General features: G+C 72.2%; 16 protein-coding genes. 14 read left to right on the top strand and 2 right to left on the bottom strand.

The window, feature by feature from the left end; translation table 11 throughout:
* Window positions 1-44: 44 nt before the first annotated feature.
* On the top strand, window positions 45-2,342 hold the full coding sequence (locus OG371_RS43090) for a helix-turn-helix domain-containing protein (protein WP_329062845.1): 2,298 nt from the start codon (window positions 45-47) through the stop codon (window positions 2,340-2,342).
* 4 nt (window positions 2,343-2,346) lie between these two features.
* On the opposite strand, the gene OG371_RS43085 is transcribed toward OG371_RS43090, so the two are convergent.
* Window positions 2,347-3,222 (bottom strand): 1-aminocyclopropane-1-carboxylate deaminase/D-cysteine desulfhydrase, encoded by an 876-nt coding sequence (locus OG371_RS43085; RefSeq protein ID WP_329062843.1) that lies wholly within the window; start codon window positions 3,220-3,222, stop codon window positions 2,347-2,349.
* On the opposite strand from OG371_RS43085, the gene OG371_RS43080 reads away from it, so the two are divergent.
* The 5 genes from OG371_RS43080 to OG371_RS43060 all read left to right on the top strand — a co-directional run bounded on the left by OG371_RS43080 (window position 3,212) and on the right by OG371_RS43060 (window position 7,265).
* Entirely contained in the window at window positions 3,212-3,988 is a 777-nt protein-coding gene (locus tag OG371_RS43080; protein WP_329062841.1) for an SDR family oxidoreductase, read from the top strand. The genes OG371_RS43085 and OG371_RS43080 overlap by 11 nt on opposite strands.
* 256 nt (window positions 3,989-4,244) lie before the next feature.
* A complete protein-coding gene (locus OG371_RS43075) occupies window positions 4,245-4,652 on the top strand; it encodes a YciI family protein (RefSeq protein WP_329062839.1) in 408 nt (135 codons plus the stop codon).
* A gap of 10 nt (window positions 4,653-4,662) precedes the next feature.
* Entirely contained in the window at window positions 4,663-5,859 is a 1,197-nt protein-coding gene (locus tag OG371_RS43070) for an RNA polymerase sigma factor (RefSeq protein WP_329062837.1), read from the top strand.
* A gap of 26 nt (window positions 5,860-5,885) precedes the next feature.
* Window positions 5,886-7,016 carry an epoxide hydrolase family protein gene (locus OG371_RS43065; RefSeq protein ID WP_329062835.1) on the top strand — a complete coding sequence of 377 codons (1,131 nt, stop codon included), beginning with the start codon at window positions 5,886-5,888 and terminating at the stop codon, window positions 7,014-7,016.
* Window positions 7,017-7,064: 48 nt separating this feature from the next.
* Window positions 7,065-7,265, top strand: coding sequence for a hypothetical protein (locus OG371_RS43060; protein ID WP_329062833.1), 201 nt, complete (start codon window positions 7,065-7,067; stop codon window positions 7,263-7,265).
* Between the two features lie 68 nt (window positions 7,266-7,333).
* On the opposite strand, the gene OG371_RS43055 is transcribed toward OG371_RS43060, so the two are convergent.
* Window positions 7,334-8,134: a GH12 family glycosyl hydrolase domain-containing protein gene (locus OG371_RS43055; protein ID WP_329062831.1), complete on the bottom strand. Its 801-nt coding sequence runs from the start codon at window positions 8,132-8,134 to the stop codon at window positions 7,334-7,336.
* Window positions 8,135-8,482: 348 nt separating this feature from the next.
* On the opposite strand from OG371_RS43055, the gene OG371_RS43050 reads away from it, so the two are divergent.
* The 8 genes from OG371_RS43050 (at window position 8,483) to OG371_RS43015 (ending at window position 17,674) form a co-directional block, all read left to right on the top strand.
* Entirely contained in the window at window positions 8,483-8,839 is a 357-nt protein-coding gene (locus OG371_RS43050) for a YciI family protein (RefSeq protein ID WP_329062829.1), read from the top strand.
* Between the two features lie 15 nt (window positions 8,840-8,854).
* Complete coding sequence (locus OG371_RS43045) at window positions 8,855-10,099, top strand: RNA polymerase sigma factor (protein ID WP_329062827.1); 1,245 nt, start codon at window positions 8,855-8,857, stop codon at window positions 10,097-10,099.
* 166 nt (window positions 10,100-10,265) lie between these two features.
* On the top strand, window positions 10,266-10,877 hold the full coding sequence (locus tag OG371_RS43040; RefSeq protein WP_329062825.1) for a DUF3558 family protein: 612 nt from the start codon (window positions 10,266-10,268) through the stop codon (window positions 10,875-10,877).
* Between the two features lie 35 nt (window positions 10,878-10,912).
* A complete protein-coding gene (locus tag OG371_RS43035) occupies window positions 10,913-12,412 on the top strand; it encodes a serine/threonine-protein kinase (protein WP_329062823.1) in 1,500 nt (499 codons plus the stop codon).
* Between the two features lie 101 nt (window positions 12,413-12,513).
* Window positions 12,514-14,487, top strand: coding sequence for a hypothetical protein (locus tag OG371_RS43030; RefSeq protein ID WP_329062821.1), 1,974 nt, complete (start codon window positions 12,514-12,516; stop codon window positions 14,485-14,487).
* A 3-nt stretch (window positions 14,488-14,490) separates the two neighbouring features.
* Window positions 14,491-16,080: a hypothetical protein gene (locus OG371_RS43025; RefSeq protein WP_329062819.1), complete on the top strand. Its 1,590-nt coding sequence runs from the start codon at window positions 14,491-14,493 to the stop codon at window positions 16,078-16,080.
* Between the two features lie 113 nt (window positions 16,081-16,193).
* The gene (locus tag OG371_RS43020; protein ID WP_329062817.1) at window positions 16,194-16,718 is read left to right on the top strand and encodes a YlcI/YnfO family protein; all 525 of its coding nucleotides are present in this window, start codon (window positions 16,194-16,196) and stop codon (window positions 16,716-16,718) included.
* A 107-nt stretch (window positions 16,719-16,825) separates the two neighbouring features.
* Window positions 16,826-17,674 carry a DUF4097 family beta strand repeat-containing protein gene (locus OG371_RS43015; RefSeq protein ID WP_329062815.1) on the top strand — a complete coding sequence of 283 codons (849 nt, stop codon included), beginning with the start codon at window positions 16,826-16,828 and terminating at the stop codon, window positions 17,672-17,674.
* Window positions 17,675-17,701 lie beyond the last annotated feature (27 nt).

Here is a 17,701-nt window from a genome sequence, read left to right as displayed (position 1 = left end):
GAGTCGTGACCTGCGAAGCCCTGTCCAGACCGAAAGGCGCCGGGTTGACGACTCAGTTCGGCGTGTTGCTGCGGCAGTTCCGGCGGCAGGCGGGGATGACGCAGGAGCAGCTGGCGGAACGCTCCGGCGTCGGCGTGCGGACCATCCGCGGGTTCGAGACCGGCGAGCGCGCGGACCCCCGCGTGGCGACGGTGCGGCTGCTGGCCGACGCCGTTGATCTCGCCCCCGCCCAACGGGACGATCTGCTGCTGGCCGCGGCGGCCGGCCGGGCCCCGTTACCCGGCCCGGCGGACCCTGGGACCGCGCCGTCCGTGACAGCCGGTAACCAGCCGGGCCCGGTGCCGGACGCGCTGGCCGACACCGCCGATCAGCTCGCCCGGGCGGTCACCAGCCGCTGGCGGCGCGAGGCCGAGCAGCGCCAGCTCGCGGACCCGTTCCCGCTGCCGGTCGGCTGGCGCCCGGCGCCCGACGGCCTGACCGACCACTGGGCCAACATCCGCCGCGCCCCGGCCGGCGCGGAGCCCGGGCCGCTCGACCTGACCGGCGAGCTGGAGCAGGTGGTGGACGTCTACCGGCGGATCCCGTCGGGACGGCTGGTGGTGCTGGGCCGCGCCGGCTCGGGCAAGACCGTGCTGACCCTGCGGTTCGTCCTGGGCCTGCTGGCCGGCCGCGCCCGGGACGCCGCCGTGCCGGTGATCTTCGGCCTCGGCTCGTGGAATCCCGCCACCACGCCGTTGCGCGAGTGGCTGACCGGACGGCTGCTGCGTGATTTCCCCGGCCTGGCCGCGCCCGGCCCGAGCGGGTCGACCCTGGCCGTCGCGCTGGTCGAGGCCGACGGGATCCTGCCGGTGCTGGACGGGTTCGACGAGATCGCCGACGGCCTGCACCGCGCCGCGCTGGAGGCGCTCAACACCACCACCCTGCCGCTGCTGCTGACCAGCCGCCCGGCCGAGTACGCCGCGGCCGTCGCGGGCACCGACGTGCTGACCTCCGCGGCGGGGATCGAGCTGACCGACCTGACCCGCACCGACGTGGTCAACTATCTGCCGCGAACCGCCCGCAAGGACGCCGGCGGCACGGTGTGGGACCCCGTGCTGGCCGAACTGCGCGCGGACCGGCCGAGCCCGGCCGGGGCCAACCTCGGCGCCGTGCTCACCACTCCGCTCATGGTCATGCTCGCCCGCACCAGCTACAGCAACACCCCCGGCCGCGACCCGGCGGAGCTGCTGGACACCGCGCGGTTCGCCACCCCGGAGGCGATCGAGGACCACCTGCTCGACAGCTTCATCCCCACGGTTTACCGCTACCAGCCCGACAACCGGCCGACCGGGCAGCGCCGGCGGTGGGAGCTGGACCGCGTCCAGCACTGGCTGGGCTACCTCGCCACCCACCTCGACCGGCTCGGCACGCGGGACCTCGCGTGGTGGCAGCTGAACAGCACGCTGCGCCGTTCGTCGCGGGTGCTGGCGGTCGGGATCGTGGCCGCGCTGGCGATCGGGCTGGTGGACTCCCTTGTGGACGGACTGCTGGACGGCGTCGCGGGCGGCCTGCTGTCCGGCCTGGTGAACGGGTTCATCGTCGGGCCGGCTTTCGCGCTGGTGCACGGGATCCTGGTGGTGTCCGGCCGGCTGGCCATCGAGCCGTCGCGGGTGCGCATGCGGCTGCTGCGCGGGACCGGCGACGTCCGGGCCAGGTTCCTGCCCCGGTTCACCGCCGGGCTGTTGGGCGGGCTGCTCTTCGGCTTCGGCGACGGCCTGGTCACCGGGCTGCTGAACGGGCTCTTCTTCGATTTCGGCGACGGGCTGGTGAGCGGCCTGATCGACGGCCTGGTGTCCGGGCCGGTGTTCGGGCTCGCGGCGGGGCTGGTGTTCGGGTTCGTGTCCTGGCTCGAGTCGCCGCTGGACATCGGCTCCGCGGCGAGCCCGGCGGGCCTGCTGCACACCAACCGCACGACCGTCGTGTTCCAGCTGCTGCTGTGGGTGCCGGTGTTCGGCCTCGCGGTCGGGTTCGGGATGTTCTCCGTGATCGGGCTCGCGGAGGGGTACTTGGGGCCGTTCGTGTTCGGGCTCGACAACGCGCTGATCGTCGGGCTGGCCAGCGGGATCGGCGGCGGGCTCGGGTACGCGCTCAGCTTCACCGCCTGGGGCCAGTGGGTGGTCTTCGCCCGGTTGTGGCTGCCGCTGACCGGGCGGCTGCCGTGGGCCGTGATGGCCTTCCTCGACGACGCCTACCAGCGCGGGGTGCTGCGGCAGTCCGGCGCGGTCTACCAGTTCCGGCACGCGCGGCTGCAGGATCGCCTGTCCCAGGTTTTCGAGGCACGCTCGGTGCCACCGAAATCCTGATGGGTCAGCACAACACCGCGACGACGGTGCTGCCGGGTGCGAAGGTCCCGGCCGTGATCCGCTGGAGCAGGCCGTACATCATCTTGGCCTCGTAGACCCAGTCGAGGGTGACGCCGTGGCGGGCCTGGAAGTCCGCGATGAAGGCGTCCAGCTCGGCGGTGCGCTTGGCGTAGCCGCCGAAGGGGAAATCGCTGTCCAGCGACCAGGTTCGGGTCTCCGTGGCGAATGCTTCTTGCTGCAGACGGCGCACTTCGCGGTCGAGGAAGTCGCCTTTGAGGACGGCGAACCCGAGCGCGCGCTGCCCCGGGCGCAGGCTCGCGGCGATACCGGCCAGGGTGGCGCCGGTCCCGCAGGCGCAGCAGATCACGTCGAAGTCCTCGGTGATCTCAGCGGGCAGCTCGGCGCACCCGCGGGAGGCGAGCCCGTTGCTACCGCCTTCCGGTAGCACGTAACAGGGTCCGAACCGAGCGGCCAGCCCGGCGAGCACGTCCGGCTCGGTCTTGCGGCGGTACGTCGCGCGGTCCAGGTACGTGAGCCGCATGCCCTGGCGCTCGGCGTAGGCCAGGGATTCGTTGAGCGGCCGGTGTTCCTCGCCCCGGACCACGCCGACGGTGCCGAAGCCGAAGTGCTTCCCGGCCGCCGCCGTCGCGCGCAGGTGGTTGGAGTAGGCGCCGCCGAACGTCAGCAGGCGCCGGTGGCCCTGTTCACGAGCGGCGGCCAGGTTGTTCTTGAGCTTGCGCCACTTGTTGCCGGGCACGTCGGGATGGAGGAGGTCGTCCCGCTTGAGCAGCAGCCGGACCCCGGCCCCGGCGACACGCTCGTCGCGCAGCTCGACGAGGGGGAAGGGCAGCTGGACCGCGAACTCCGAGGTGGCCGGCACGTCGGCAGCCTATGATCCGGCTCGGGGGAGCAGGCAACCCACGCCGACGTCCCGCTTTCCCGGAGACGGAGAATCATGCCGAGCGGCACTGTGCTCATCGTCGGGGCCTCACGCGGTCTCGGATTCGCTCTCCGCCCAGGAGTACCTGGCCCGCGGATGGCGGGTCATCGCCACGGTTCGCGGCGCCGGTCGGACGCAGCTGCACGGGCTGGGGGAGGCCGCGGGCGAGCGGCTCACCATCGAACGGGTGGACATCAACGCGGTCGCAGAGGTCGCCGCCCTGCACGAAAGGCTGGCCGGCACCTCGGTCGACTTGCTGTTCGTCAACGCCGGGATCACCAACGGCGACGTCAGCGTGATGGAGGTGCCGACCGAGACCTTCACCGACGTGATGGTGACCAACGCGTTGAGCCCGGTTCGGTTCGTGGAGACTTTCCAGGACCTGGTGCCCCCGTCGGGCACCATCGCGGTGATGTCCTCGCGCCAGGGCAGCCTCACCATGAACACCACCGCGGGCTACGAGGTGTACCGGGCCAGCAAGTCCGCGCTGAACCAGCTGATGCGCAGCTTCGCGGCGCGCCATGCCGACGACCCGCGGACGCTGCTGCTGATCAGCCCGGGCTGGGTGAACACCGAGCTGGGCGGCCCGGGCGCGCGTCTCACCGTCGATCAGAGCGTGCCGGGGATCGTCGACACCATCGAGAAACGCGCGGGAGGGAGCGGGATCCAGTTCGTCGACTACCTGAATCAGCTCCTGCCCTGGTGAGACTGCACCGGTCAGGTGGGCACGGTCCAGCGAGTGACCGCTGCCCACTGCTCTGCCGCGGTCATCAGGATTTCGGTGGCCGGCGCTTTGAGCTGCCCGTAGTCCAGCAGGTGCGAGGACGAGCTTGCGGCACTCGTGGCCGCCGGACGTTACCGGGGTGGCGCAGTTCACCCGGGTGGATGTCTGGTTCCGGGCTCCGGGTTCGTCGTCTTCCTGAACGGTGCGACCCGCGCCGGCTGAGACAGGAGGACCCCGGATGAAGTACCTGATCCTGGTTTACGGCTCCCAGCAGGACTACGACCAGCCGGTCGGCCGGCCCGCCGAAGACGCTGAACGCGCCGAGGACCCGGCGGCGATCGGCGAGTTCCTGGCCGAATTCACCGGCGAGCTGGCCGCGTCCGGTGAACTGGTCGACACCCAGGGACTGACCGCGCCGGTGCTGGCCCGCCGGGTCCGGTTGCTCGGCGGCGTGCCGGTCGTCACCGACGGCCCGTTCGCCGAGACCGAGGAGGTCATCGCCGGCTACTGGATCGTGGACTGTGCCGGGTTCGACCGCGCCACCGAGATCGCCGCCCGGCTGAACCGGGCCCCGGGCCGGCCCGCCGACGCCGGCGTGGTGATCCGGCCGCTGCTGGAGTCCGGGCACGACGCCGACGACCTCTGATCGCGTGACCATGAGCGACTCGATCGAAGACGTGCTGCGGCGCCTCACCCCCCGGGTCCTCGGCTCGCTGGTGCGGCGTTACGGCCGTTTCGATCCCGCCGAGGACGCCGTCCAGGAGGCGCTGCTGATCGCCGCGCGGCAGCCGTTCTCCTGGCTGCTCCAGGTCGCCTCGCGCAAGCTGATCGACCTGCTGCGGGCCGAGCAGGCGCGCCGGCGGCGGGAGACCGCGGCCGTCGGCCAGGTGCTGCCGGTGGACCGGGGCGGACCGGGGGAGGACCGGGACAACGCGGACGACACGCTGATCCTGCTCATCCTGTGCTGCCACCCTTCGCTGTCGGCGTCGTCGCAGATCGCGTTGACGCTGCGTGCTGTCGGCGGGCTGACCACCGCCGAGATCGCCCGGGCCTTCCTCACTTCGGAGGCCACCATGACCCGGCGGATCTCCCGCGCCAAGCGGACCATCACCGACAGCGGGGTGCCGTTCCGGATGCCGCCGGAAACCGAACTCCCGCAACGGTTCCGCGCGGTCCTGCACGTGCTGTACTTGATCTTCACCGAGGGCTACACCGCGACGTCGGGACCGGACCTGCACCGCCCCGGTCTGGCCGCGGAGACCATCCGGCTGGCCGAACTCACCGCCGCGCTCCGGCCGGATGACGGTGAGGTGGCTGGGCTGCTGGCGTTGATGCTGCTCACCGACGCCCGCGCCCCGGCCCGGGTGGGCGAGCACGGCGAACTGGTCCCGCTGCGCGAGCAGGACCGGACGCGGTGGAAGGCCGGGCCGATCCGGCGCGGCGTGGACCTGATCACCCGGGTCCTGCCACACGGCCCGGTCGGCCCGTACCAGCTGCAGGCCGCCATCGCCGCGATCCATGACGAGGCGCCGAGCCACGAGGCCACCGACTGGCCGCAGATCGTCGCCCTCTACCGGCTGCTGATGCAGGTTTCGGCCAGCCCCGTCGCTCGGCTGGGTCACGCCGTCGCCGTGGCGATGGCGGACGGGCCGGGCGCGGGCCTGGAGTTGCTGGACGCACTGGACGACCCCCGGCTGGCCCAGGATCGCCGGCTGCATGCGGCCCGCGCCCACCTGCTGCAGCTGACGGGCGACCACGACGCCGCGCGCGCTGCCTACACCCGGGCCGCCCGGCTCTCGACCAACCTTCATCACGCGCGTTACCTGACCGGCTGCGCCCGGCGTCTCACGTAGCGCCGACCACTTTCGAGGACGGGGAAATGACTGCAAACGAGGAAATCCACCCATACCGGATCGCGATTCCCGACGAGGACCTGGCCGATCTGCGGGACCGGCTCGACCGCGTCCGCTGGGCGCCCGAGCCCGCCGGCGGCGGCGAGGGCTACGGCGTCCCGGTCGCCCGGGTGCGGGGGCTGGTCGAGCGGTGGCGGCGCCACTATGACTGGCGTGCCTGGGAAAACCGGTTGAACGCGCACCCGCAGTACACCACCGTCATCGACGGCACGAAGGTGCACTTCCTGCACGTGCGCTCACCTGAGCCGGACGCGCTGCCGCTGGTGCTCAGCCACGGCTGGCCCGGGTCGGTCGCGGAGTACCTCGAGGTGATCGGCCCGCTCAGCGACCCGCGGCGGCACGGGCTCGACCCGTCCATCGCGTTCGATGTCGTGGTGCCTTCGTTGCCTGGCTTCGGCTTTTCCGGTCCGGCGGCCGACAGCGGCTGGGGGCCGCAGCGGATCGGCCGGGCGTGGGCCGTCCTGATGCGGCGCCTCGGCTACGACCGGTACGGCGCGGCCGGCAACGACTGGGGCTCGGGCATCTCCCTCGAACTCGGCCGGGCGGCCCCGGACCGGGTGCTCGGCGCGCACGTCACGCAGACCTGGGACCCGCCGCCGGACGACGACCCTAAGTGGGTGGCGGAGCTGGGGCCGAAGGACAAGGCCGCGTGGGAAGCGTTCCAGGACTACGTGAACAACGAAGCCGCGTACGGGGCCGTGCAGTCCCAGCAGCCGCAGACCCTCGCGCACGCGCTGGCCGACTCGCCCGTCGGGCTGCTGGGCTGGAACGCGCAGGCCATGCACCGCAACGGCCTGGCCGACGACGCCATCCTCACCCACGTCGCGATCCACTGGCTGACCGGCACCGGCGGCTCGGCCATCCGGATCTACGCCGACCACGCGCGGGAAGTGCCCGCCACCGGCCCCACCACCGTCCCGCTCGGCGTCGCGCAGTTCGCGGGCGACCTGCCCTCGATCCGGGTCTTCTCCGAGCACCAGCACACCATCGTGTCCTGGCACGAATACGACCGCGGCGGGCACTACGCCGCCCAGGACGCGCCGGACCTGCTGGTCCACGACCTGCGCGGGTTCTTCACCGCGGTCCGGTCGCGCTGACCAGCGCCGCTTGAGGGCCTAATGTGAGGTGAGACGAGGTGAGCGCGCATGAAGTTCCGGACATATACGGCTTACAGCATCGCCTGCGCCATCGTGTGGGCGGTGATCCTGATCGTCGTCGCGACGGTTTCCCCGGCGAAGCTGCACATCTTCCTGATCGTTTTCTTCGGCTGGGCGATCGGCTGGCTCTCGGCCACGATCGCGCGCTCGGTCTACCCGCCGCCACGGCAGAGCGGCCAGCCGACGTAACGGGCCGGCGGCCCCCGGTGCGGAACGCGGGCGTCCGCACCGGAGACCGGCGGGGGAGCGAGCAGGGGTTACCGGCGGGCGGCGGCGTTGGCCGGGCTCGCGCTGAAGGAAAACGAGTTCGTGCCCAGACCCTGGCCGCCCTGCCAGATCTCGAACCCGGCCTCCGCGTCGAGCAGGTAACTGCCGGCGCCGGTGGTGCCGCGCTGCACGGAGTCGTTGATCAGCCCCTTCACGTCGAGGTTGGTGACCGAGGTGCTGCCGCCTTGCAGGACATAGGAAACGATGTTCCAGGACGTCTGGCGGCCGGTGTAGACGTCCCAGTTCAGCCCGCTCACCGACACCGTTCCGACCTTGCCGCCGAACGGGCCGACGCCGCCGCGGGAGTTGATCCAGATCATGATCTCGCTGTCGTCCGGCTGCCCGCCGGTGGTGGGCGCGGAATTGGTCCACAGGTCGTAGGCCACGTCGTACGCGCCGGTGCCGGGCTGGGTGGTCGACCACGAAGAGGTCGCGCTGCCGAGGTTGCCGACCTGGATCGGCAGGCCGCTGCTGGTGGTGCAGGCGCCCCAGTGACAGCCCTTGTAGATCGACGGGTACGTGGCCGGCGCGCCGCCGGAGAGGTTGAAGTTCGCCGTGCTCACCGTCCAGCCGGTGCCGGACGTGGTCGTCACGCACTGCGGGTCGGAGGAGTTCCACTCGTTGTTCTGCAGGGTGTACTCGCCGCCGTTCAGACTGATGGAGCCCTGTGGCTGGCAGTTGGTTTCGGCCGGGGCGGCGGTGGCGCCGGGCGCGGCGACGGCGGCCAGCGCGAGGCACGCGGCCGCGGCAGCGGGCACAGCGCGCAGGTGGGTCAAGACTCGGGAGGTCATGGGCGGATCCCTTCGGCTCGGTCGCCCCGGCCCGTTCTGGGAGCGCTTCCACAAACGGTGGCAGCGCACCCCGTCCGGGACGGAGCGGGGGAGGTCGCGGGGGACGGCGACCGGGGCGGGGCACTCGCCCGTCGGCGGCCGGGCGCGCAGGTCTGGCGAAACAACTCGCGGCCCGGCCAAGGTCTGAACCACTGCCGCGACAGGTCTTGATTGAAGCCCGGGGGACGAGGGCCCGTCAAGGTCCGGGGCCGCCAAGATCACCGCGCCCGGGAAAATCCACCGGGGCGCGTCGATCCGCGGGCGGCTCGCTCGTCGTAGGGGTGAGAGGTCAAAGCGAAGGAGAGCGAAATGGCGAAGTACCTGTTCCTGACCTACGGGGACGAGCAGGCCTGGGAAGCGGAGACCGAGCAGGACCGGGCGGCCAAGGAGGGGGCGCACGGCGAGTTCGCCGCCGCGGCCGGAGACGCGATCGTCGGCGGCCATGAGCTGCTGCCGGCGGCGACCGCGACCAGCCTGCGGGGCACCGGGGGCGGGCGCCCGACGGTGACCGACGGGCCGTTCCTGGAGAGCAAGGAGGTGCTCGGCGGTTACTACCTGGTGGAGGTGCCCGACCTCGACGCCGCGACTGCGCTCGCCGGGAAGCTGCCGGAACTCAAGGCGGCGCACGGCGGGATCGAGATCCGGCCGATCCGCACGATGGGCTGACCGGGGCGGCATGGGATGACCACCGAGGCCGAAGTCGGCGAGGCGGTCGCGCAGGCGCACCGTCGCGAGTGGGCCCTGGTGCTCGCCGCGACGGTGCGCGTGGTGCGCGACCTCGACCTCGCGGAGGAGTGCGCCCAGGAGGCGTACGCCCAGGCGCTGCGGACCTGGGCCGTCAACGGGGTGCCGTCGCGTCCGGGCGCCTGGCTGACCACCGTCGCGCGCAACCGGGGCAAGGACCTGCTGCGGCGGGAGTCGGTGCTGCGCTCGGCGCTGCCGTTGCTGGTCACCGACGAGGTCGCGCCCGGGCCGGAGCCCTCGGAGTTCGAGGACGACCGGCTGCGCCTCGTTTTCACCTGCTGCCACCCCGCGCTGTCCCGCGAGGCCCAGGTGGCGCTGACCGCGCGGCTGGTCTGCGGTCTGTCCACTGTGGAAGTGGCGCGGGCGTTCCTGGTCCAGGAGACGGCGATGGCGGCGCGGATCACGCGGGCGAAGAAGAAGATCAGCGGGGCCCGGATCCCGTACCGCGTGCCCTCGGCCGAGGACCTGCCGGAGCGGGTCGACGCCGTGCTCGAGGTGGTGCACCTGGTGTTCACCACCGGCCACGTGGCGCCGGTCGGCGCGCAGCTGGTGCGGCGGGACCTGGTCGACGGGGCGGTCCACCTGGCCCGCACCCTGCACCAGCTGCTGCCGGGCAACGGCGACGTCGCCGGACTGCTGGCGCTGCTGCTGTTCACCGACGCCCGCCGGGAGACGCGCCTTTCCGATGACGGGCACCTGATCCTGCTCGACGAGCAGGACCGCTCCAGGTGGGACGCCGCCCAGATCGAGGAAGCGGCCGCGCTGCTGGCGGAATCACTCCGGCGCACGGGCCCGACCAGGTATTCGGTCCAGGCCGCGATCGCCGCCGTGCACGCGGAGGCGCCGACCTGGGCGGACACCGACTGGGCGGAGGTGACCGCGCTGTACGACGTGCTGCGCCGGCTGTGGCCCTCGCCCGTGGTCGAGCTGAACCGCGCGGTCGCGCTCGGCTTCCGCGACGGCCCGGAAGCCGGCCTCGCCGCACTCGCGCCCCTGCTGGACGAGCCGGCGCTGGGCACGTACGCCTACTTGAGCGCCGCCCGCGCCGACTTCCTCCGCCGGCTCGGCCGCTGGGCGGAAGCGGCCACCTCGTACGAGGAAGCCTTGGCACTGAGCGGAAACGAGGTGGAGCGCGGCTTCCTGGCCGGACGGCTGGAGGAGGCGCTGGGGCGGCTCGGCTGACTCGCGGGCCGGCTGTCCGAAAAGGACGGAATCGGCCGGCGGGCGAGGATCGGGCGGGGTGGCGGGCGTTTCATCGGGATTTCATCGGCGGTCACTAGCGTCTCGCCGGTGCCGGGCCGCAGTGCCCCAGCATCGAAATCCCAGGGATCAGGAGACCTCGTTACTCATGAAGACAGCTCTGCGCTCGCTGTGCTTGGTGGCCGTGCTGGCGACGGCCGGCTGTGGCGGCGGTGCGATCGGCGGCCAGGTGCTGTCCGGCGCGGGCGGCCCCTCGAGCCCGTCGAGCCTGCCGAGCATGCCGCCCCTGCCGTCGGCCCCGGCGCGGACGCCGGTCACGACCGCGCCGACGTCGAGCGCCGGGAGTGGTTCGGGGGTCAACGTGTTCGCCTCGATGAACGCGTGTGACCTGATCGGCCCGGACCAGCAGCCTTACCCGTTCGGCGACGGCGAGCGGACGCACCCGGGCGCCCACGGCGAGGCGTGTGTGTATGCCCCGCGCGACCGGGCGGCGGTGTCGATCCAGTTCCTCGACGCCACCAAGGCCGAGGAGATGACCGACCACGCCGGCAGCCGCGGGAAGGTCGTCCCGGTCACCGTCGGCAAGCACAGCGGCCTCCAGATCGACAACGGGCTCGCCACCTGCATGGTCGCGATCTCCGTCGGCGAGGCCGACAGCGTCAAGGTTTCGCTGGAAGCGGCGCACGAGTCGCTCGACGAACTCTGCGGTTACGCGCGGCGGATCGCCGAGGTCATCGAGCCCAAGCTGCCGGCGGAGTGACGCCGCCTGAGCACCACTGACGGCGGAGGAGATCGATGAAGGCGCTGGAACCGGCCGACCCGCGCACGGTCGGGCGGTACCGGGTGCATGCCGAGCTCGGCCGCGGCGGGATGGGACGGGTGCTGCTCGGCTCCACCGCCGACGGCCGGCTGGTCGCGATCAAGCTGATGCACGCGCAACCCGGCACGCAGGACGATTTCCGCGCGCGGTTCCGTCGTGAGATCGACGCTTCCCGTGCGGTGTCGGGAACTTACACCGCGGCGGTGATGGACGCCGACCCCGAAGCGCCGGCGCCGTGGCTGGTCTCGGTCTTCGTGCCCGGGCCGCCGCTGAACGACGTGATCACCGGCACCGGGCCGCTGCCGGAGGAGCCGGTGCGCCGCCTGGCCGCCGGGCTCGCCGCCGCCCTGCTCGACATCCACCGCGCCGGTCTGGTGCACCGGGATCTCAAGCCCTCCAACGTATTGCTCGCCGCCGACGGTCCCCGGGTGATCGACTTCGGCATCGCACGGGCGGCCGACGGGCCGGACCAGGGCAGCCTGACGCAGACCGGCTACCTCATCGGCACCCCCGAGTACATGTCCCCGGAACAGGTCGGGGGCCAGGTGCTGACCCCGGCCAGCGACGTGTTCTGCCTCGGCGGCGTGCTGGTCTACGCGGCGACCGGCCACAACCCGTTCAGCGGCGGTTCGCCCGCGCGGACGCTGTACAACGTCGCGCACGGCCAGCCCGCGCTCACCGGTCTGCCGCCGGGGCTGGAGTACCTGGTGCGGTCCTGCCTGGCCAAGGATCCCGCCGCCCGGCCGAACCCGGCGCAGCTGCTCGACCTGGCCGGTGAGCTCCCGGCCTCGACGCGGGTCTGGCCGGTGGCGGTGCACCGGATGATCGCCGCGCAGCAGGCCGAGGCCGAGCGGTTCTACCACGCGCCGGAGCAGACCGACGTGCTGGAGCGGATCGACTTTCCCGCCCCCGGCGGCACTTTCCCGCAACCGGGACCCGACTCCTGGCCGACCACAACGGCCCCGGCGAGCCAGACCAGAAAGCGCTGGCCGGTCCTGACGGCGCTCGCGGTGGCCGGGGCGCTGGCGGTCGCCGTGGTGGTCCTGGTGACGATCAAGGGGAACGGTTCGGACGCCGTCGCCGGGCCTCGCCCGAGCACGCCCGCCTCCACCCCGCCCACGCCGGGGACTTCCGCGCCCCCGAGCCAGGCGCCCCCGAGTGTCGACCGCTACACCAGTCTCCGGACCTTCGCGCAGAACTACGTCGAGGCCGCCAACGAGGACGCCGCGGGCGGCCAGGCCGACCGGGTCAAGAGCTTCCACTGCGGCAGCGACCAGGTCGGCTGGGTGTACCTGAACATGTCGGTCGACCGGACCCACCCGCGCGCCGAACTCCGGGACGTGCAGCTGGTGAACGATCAGACCGGGGCCGCCACGGTCGGGTTCAGCCAGAGCCCCGGCGCGGAGCCGATCCCGGTGGTCAAGCTGCAGATCAAGGCGCAGGGGTCGAACAGCTGGTGCGCCGTCGCGTGGTGACGGACCGCCATCCGGACCAGCCCGCTGGGGCGTTCGCCGGTATTTCGCCGCGAATCGGCATCAGGTCGTGTCGGAGCGCGACGTCCCCGCGTCTCACCGGCATGGACGGTATCGAGAGCCTCCGGCACGCGATCGAGACGATCCCCATTCCCGGTGCGCCACCACGCCTTTCCCGGCAGGGCGCGGCCGTCGGGCTGGCGCTGCTGGACACCTCGCTGCGGCTCAACCACGTGCGCCGGCTGACCGAGCGGCTGACCGTCGTCGAGCACGGCACCGCGCGCCGGAGCACCGAGGTCGACGTCAGCCTCAAGCTCCTCGACGAGGGACAGCGCCACGCCACCGCGCAGCTGCAGGACCTGATCGGCCGGGAGCACGGGGAGCGGGCCGCGTCGAGGCCGGCGCAGCAGCGCGCGTTGTGGGTGCCGCTGGCCCGGCTGCCCCGCCGCGACGCCTCCCCGGTCGACGTGTTCGACAGCGCGGGCCAGAAACTGCCGCGGCTCACCCAGCACGAGGCGTCGCGGCTGGTCGCCTCGGGGCTGTACCGGCTGCTGCGCGGGATCCTCGCCGGCGACGAGAACGCGCAGACCGCGAAACACGAGCTGAACACGTTCCTGTTCCAGGTGCACGAACCGCGGTGGCTCATCCAGCAGGCGCTGCTCACGCTGCTGACCGAGCGGAACCACCCGGAGCAGGAGTTCACCCTGGCGCCGGCCGAGGGCACCGTCCGCGGCTACGGGCGGGAATGCCGGGAGATGGCGCTGGACATCCTCGACGGTTATGCCGGCCTGCTGATCGAGTACGAGTACCTGCTGAACGTCGCGGTCCGCGACTACATGCTGGTGGTGGCGCTGGACGATTCGGTCGAGGAGCACCGGCTCAGCTACGAGACCCCGCTGCACGTCGACGCGCGCCAGCCGGTCGCGATCGACCAGTGGCGGCGGCTGGCGGCCAGCCGCCGCGGTTACGTGGTCAGCTACGAGACGATGATCCCGGCCACGCTGAAGTCCTACCACCTGGTGGCCGCCACGGCGCCGGAGGCCGAGATCTCCCGGATGTACCTGTCCACAGACGCCGATCAGCACCAGGTGGACGGTCTGGCCGAAGACCTGGTCTCGCTGGCCGAACGGCAGGATTCCGCCGCGCTGCAGGAAGCCGACGGCGCCCGGCACAAGATCCTGGAACTCCAGGCGCAGACGGTCTTGCGCCGGCTCGCGGACCTGGTGCGCCGCCGCAAATGGGAGGCCGGCCAGTCCGGTGTCGAGCTGTCCCCGCGCAGCCTGCCCGCGTGCCACCGGCTCGCCGCCGCGGCCACCACCGGGGACGCGGTGCGGACTGAGTCGGGCGAGCTGGACAACTCGCTGCGGCGGCACCCGGCGTTCTCGGCCGCGCAGCTGCGCGAGGCCGCGCGCGAGCTGACCGAGCGGGAGCTCGGCCGGGATCTGGTCCTGGTCAACGGAACGACGGACAACGAAGGCCGGGCGTACTGGCGACGGTCCGGCGGGCGCGACTCACGCGGCGACCACATCCGGGTCCGCGCGACGCTGGTGCTCCGGGACTCCACGAAGTCCGGCCCGCTGAACGTGACCTTCTACGCGCTGGCCGTCGCGGCGGTCTCGTTCGTGCTCGGCTGGATGCTGGTGGGCAGCCCGTGGCCGTACGGCCGGGCGGCCACCGAGGCGCTCGACCACATCGGCGACGGCCAGTCCGTGATCACCATGTTGTTGCTGCTGCCCGGTTTCCTCTACAGCCGCCTGTCGCTGCCACCGCGCCGCACCGTGCTCGGTTACCTCGGCACACTGCCGCAGGCGCTGGTCCAGCTGAGCATCGCGGCCGTCGCCGCGTTCGCCGCGGCCGTGGCGGCGAAAACCCGGGGCGAGGTCGTGCAGGTCATGCTCACGATCGCCGTCGGCCTGCCGGTGATCGCCGCGCTGGTGCTGCTCGGCCAGGCGCTGTGGCACGGGCCGGCCATCCCGCTGTCCCGGATCGGCGCCCCGCGCTGGGCCGGCGCCGGGGCCTGGGACCGCCGGAAACCGTTGGACGCCAACGTGCGCTTCGATTCGACCGGGGGCCGGTGAGCCATGCGCACGCAGCGGGTCTCCGTCCGGAACGTGGCCGACCTGGCCCGGGCCGGCTTCGAGATAACGCGCCAGCCGGTGACCAAAGTGGACTTCGAGGTGCACCACGCGCCGGCCCGGCACGGCTACCTGCGCGAGCTGGTGGCGCCGGGCCCGGACCGCGCGGTCTTCCTGGAAACGCTGTGCTCGGCGACGAACGGGGCGGGCGTGGTGATCGGCACCCGCACCCGCACCCGCAAGCCGCTGGACGGCACCGAGGTGATCGAGCGCTTCGACGGCCAGCAGCCGGCCGAGCGTCCACAAGAGACCGGCGGTGCCTGGGTGTTCCACCAGACGACCTCGCCCAACCCGACGTTCATCTACGAGTCCGCGCAGACCTTCGAGGGCCTGATCTCGATCGACCCGGCCGCGCGCGAGGTCTGCGAATGGCACGGGTTGGCCATCCGCGACCTGGCGAAGGAGATCGCCGGCGCGGCGGCCAAGCTGATCGACGCACCGCTGCTGTCGTTGCAGTGCCCGGCCCAGCTGCCGACGATCGTGAAGACCCGCAACCACGATCTGCGCACCCGCAAGGAGGTCGCGTCCCGGTGCTCGTCGCCGGCCGTGCGGTTCGCGATCGCGCTGCGGGACACGTCGGTGAACACGCGGTTCGAGCTGGCCGACCGCGTCCGGGAGCTGTGCGAGAAACACGGGTACAGCCTGTGGCTCGCCGACACGCGGCCCGGGCACCGGCAGGGGAACTGGTTCGAGGTGTACCACGCCGACGGCGGGTTTTCCCCGCTGTACAACGGTGATCTGCGGTCCCGCCAGCGCATCGGCACCTGCCTGCCGGTGACCTTCGCCGGGCCGGCGCGGATCGGCTCCACCCACGCGATCATCGCGTTCCTGCAGCGGTATCCCCAGGTGGGGGTGGTCGGCTGCGCGGGCACCACGCTGTCGGACGTCGCGTTCGTCCACCTGCAGCTGTCGATCCAGGGGGTGGCCGCCGACCGGCTGAACCGCATCCTGGGCAAGCTGCTGGGCGAGGGGTCGACCGCGGCCCGGCCGCGCAAGCTGCTGCGCGAGCTGTTCAAACGGCTCGGCCTGCCGCCCGACCCGGACGGCCCGCAACCGTCCACAGTGGATCCGACCAGCGACTACCAGACCTTCGCCGGGCCTGCGTTCGCCTACCACCCGTTCCAGATGCCCGACTGCATCGCGGTGTGGGTGTCCTGGGAGATCGCGCACCAGCAGGAGGGCCTGGCCGCTCCGCTGGAGTGCCTGTACCGCGCGCTGGCCCAGGTCGCGCCGGAGGTGCCGATGCCGGGCAACGCGCCGGGCGCCGGCGTTTCGGCGGGGGACCTGGCCACCGTCGAATACCTGATCTGCCGGGCCACCGAGCAGTCGGTGATCCGCGGCAAGGCGAAGCTGGCCGTGCCCAAGCAGGTGCTGCGCCAGTTCTCCTCGGGCGGGGTCGAGCAGCCCGCGTCCAAGCTGTGCGCGGCGCTGGAGGAGGCGTGGAAGGCCCACGTCGACCAGTCCGGCGCGGACGGGGTGAGCGAGCTGACCGTGGCCTGGCGCGAGTCCTGGCTGGGCCACTGGACCGACTCCTGAGCCACTTTGGCACCACGCTCTGAACTGCATAGTTAATCGCCTGGCGCGCCGTTTGGCACCTAATTGAGCCACCGGAGCTTGTGATGGCACCACGCGTGTGCCATAGTGGTGCCATGGACTTGACCACGTATGTGAACGACCTCGGCCGTGAATTCGCCTCGCTGGCCGAAGCCGGCGGCGACGAGGCGCGTGCGCTGGTCGAGCGCCTGACCGGGCCGCTCGAATCGGCGATCCGGATGACGCTGCTGGACGCGCTCTCGGGGGCCTCCGACGAGATCACCCGGGACCTGGCCCCGGGCTCGGTGGAGCTGCGGCTGCGCGGCCGCGACCCGGACTTCGTCGTGACCTCGCCGCCCGCCCCGGCGCGCGAGGCCGGCCCGGCGACGGCGTCCGACGGCGCCTCCGACAGTGATCTGGTGATCGCCGAGGACGGCCCCGCCGCGCGGATCAACGTGCGCCTGCCCGAACAGCTCAAGGCGGCAGTCGAGGAGGCCGCGGCCAAGGAGGGGCGTTCGGTGAACGCCTGGCTGGTGCGGGCGGCCGCCGCCGCACTGCAGCGGTCCGACCGCGAGCAGCGCCTCGAAGCCCGCGGCAACGGGAAACGGGCCAAGCAGAGCTTCACCGGCTGGGTGCACTGACCCGCCCTTCACCGCTTCTCACACAGCGCTTTTTTACACAGCGCTTTTCTTACTACGTGTCCCCGACCTGCGGGGACGCCTTTCCGACCCACACTGAGGGGACAACCATGCCTGAATTCGAGACTCCCGAAGCCATTTCCGCCACCTTCGAGATCGGCGTCGCCGGCGAAGTGCGGATCGGCGCGAGCGACCGCACCGACACGGTCGTCGAGGTCCGCCCGACCGACCCGTCCGACGAATCCGACGTGAAGGCCGCGCAGCAGGTCCGCGTCGAGTACGCGGACGGCGTCCTGCGGGTCAAGGGACCGAAGGCCCGCCCGTTCGACTTCTCCCGCAAGAGCCGCTCGGTCGACGTGTCCGTCGAGCTGCCCAGCGGCTCCCGGGTGTCCGGCGACGCGCAGGTGGCGAACTTCCGCGGCACCGGCCGGCTCGGGGAGACCCGGCTCAAGAACTCCGTCGGGGACTTCCGGTTCGAGCGCACCGGCCCGCTGACCCTGGACACCTCGACCGGCCACGTGAGCGCGGAGCAGGTCGCGGGCAACGCCGAGATCCGCACCGGGTCCGGGAAGGTGGGCATCGGCCGGGTCGAGGGCAACGTGGTCGTCAAGAACTCCAATGGTCTCACCGAAATCGGCGCGGTCACCGGCGACGCGCGGCTGCGCGCGGCGAACGGCGACATCTCCGTCGACCAGGCGGGCACGGGGCTCGAGGCGAAGACGGCGAACGGCACCGTCCGCGTCGGCGAGGTGGTCCGCGGCTCGGTCACGCTCGAAACCGCGCTGGGCGACGTCGAGGTCGGCATCGCCGAGGGCACCGCGGCCTGGATCGACGCGCACACCGGCTTCGGCCAGGTGCGCAACGAGCTGGACAGCACCTCCCGGCCGGGCGAGTCCGACGAGACCGTCGAGGTGCGCGCGCAGACTTCCTACGGCCACGTGACCATCCGCCGTTCCTGACCCGCTTTCTCCTACCCTGGAAAGGGA

The organism is Amycolatopsis sp. NBC_01480 (assembly GCF_036227205.1).
Classification (GTDB): Bacteria; Actinomycetota; Actinomycetes; order Mycobacteriales; family Pseudonocardiaceae; genus Amycolatopsis.
The sequence above is the reverse complement of the archived record's forward strand: the minus strand, read 5'-3'. Positions and strand labels throughout refer to the sequence as shown.

Coding starts and splice junctions, on each gene's coding strand:
- OG371_RS43070 (WP_329062837.1), top strand. CDS start 4,663: ATGAGCGACTCGATCGAAGACGTGCTGCGGCGCCTCACCCCCCGGGTC.
- OG371_RS43040 (WP_329062825.1), top strand. CDS start 10,266: ATGAAGACAGCTCTGCGCTCGCTGTGCTTGGTGGCCGTGCTGGCGACG.
- OG371_RS43075 (WP_329062839.1), top strand. CDS start 4,245: ATGAAGTACCTGATCCTGGTTTACGGCTCCCAGCAGGACTACGACCAG.
- OG371_RS43045 (WP_329062827.1), top strand. CDS start 8,855: ATGACCACCGAGGCCGAAGTCGGCGAGGCGGTCGCGCAGGCGCACCGT.
- OG371_RS43015 (WP_329062815.1), top strand. CDS start 16,826: ATGCCTGAATTCGAGACTCCCGAAGCCATTTCCGCCACCTTCGAGATC.
- OG371_RS43055 (WP_329062831.1), bottom strand. CDS start 8,134: ATGACCTCCCGAGTCTTGACCCACCTGCGCGCTGTGCCCGCTGCCGCG.
- OG371_RS43050 (WP_329062829.1), top strand. CDS start 8,483: ATGGCGAAGTACCTGTTCCTGACCTACGGGGACGAGCAGGCCTGGGAA.
- OG371_RS43030 (WP_329062821.1), top strand. CDS start 12,514: ATGGACGGTATCGAGAGCCTCCGGCACGCGATCGAGACGATCCCCATT.
- OG371_RS43065 (WP_329062835.1), top strand. CDS start 5,886: ATGACTGCAAACGAGGAAATCCACCCATACCGGATCGCGATTCCCGAC.
- OG371_RS43020 (WP_329062817.1), top strand. CDS start 16,194: ATGGACTTGACCACGTATGTGAACGACCTCGGCCGTGAATTCGCCTCG.
- OG371_RS43060 (WP_329062833.1), top strand. CDS start 7,065: ATGAAGTTCCGGACATATACGGCTTACAGCATCGCCTGCGCCATCGTG.
- OG371_RS43035 (WP_329062823.1), top strand. CDS start 10,913: ATGAAGGCGCTGGAACCGGCCGACCCGCGCACGGTCGGGCGGTACCGG.
- OG371_RS43025 (WP_329062819.1), top strand. CDS start 14,491: ATGCGCACGCAGCGGGTCTCCGTCCGGAACGTGGCCGACCTGGCCCGG.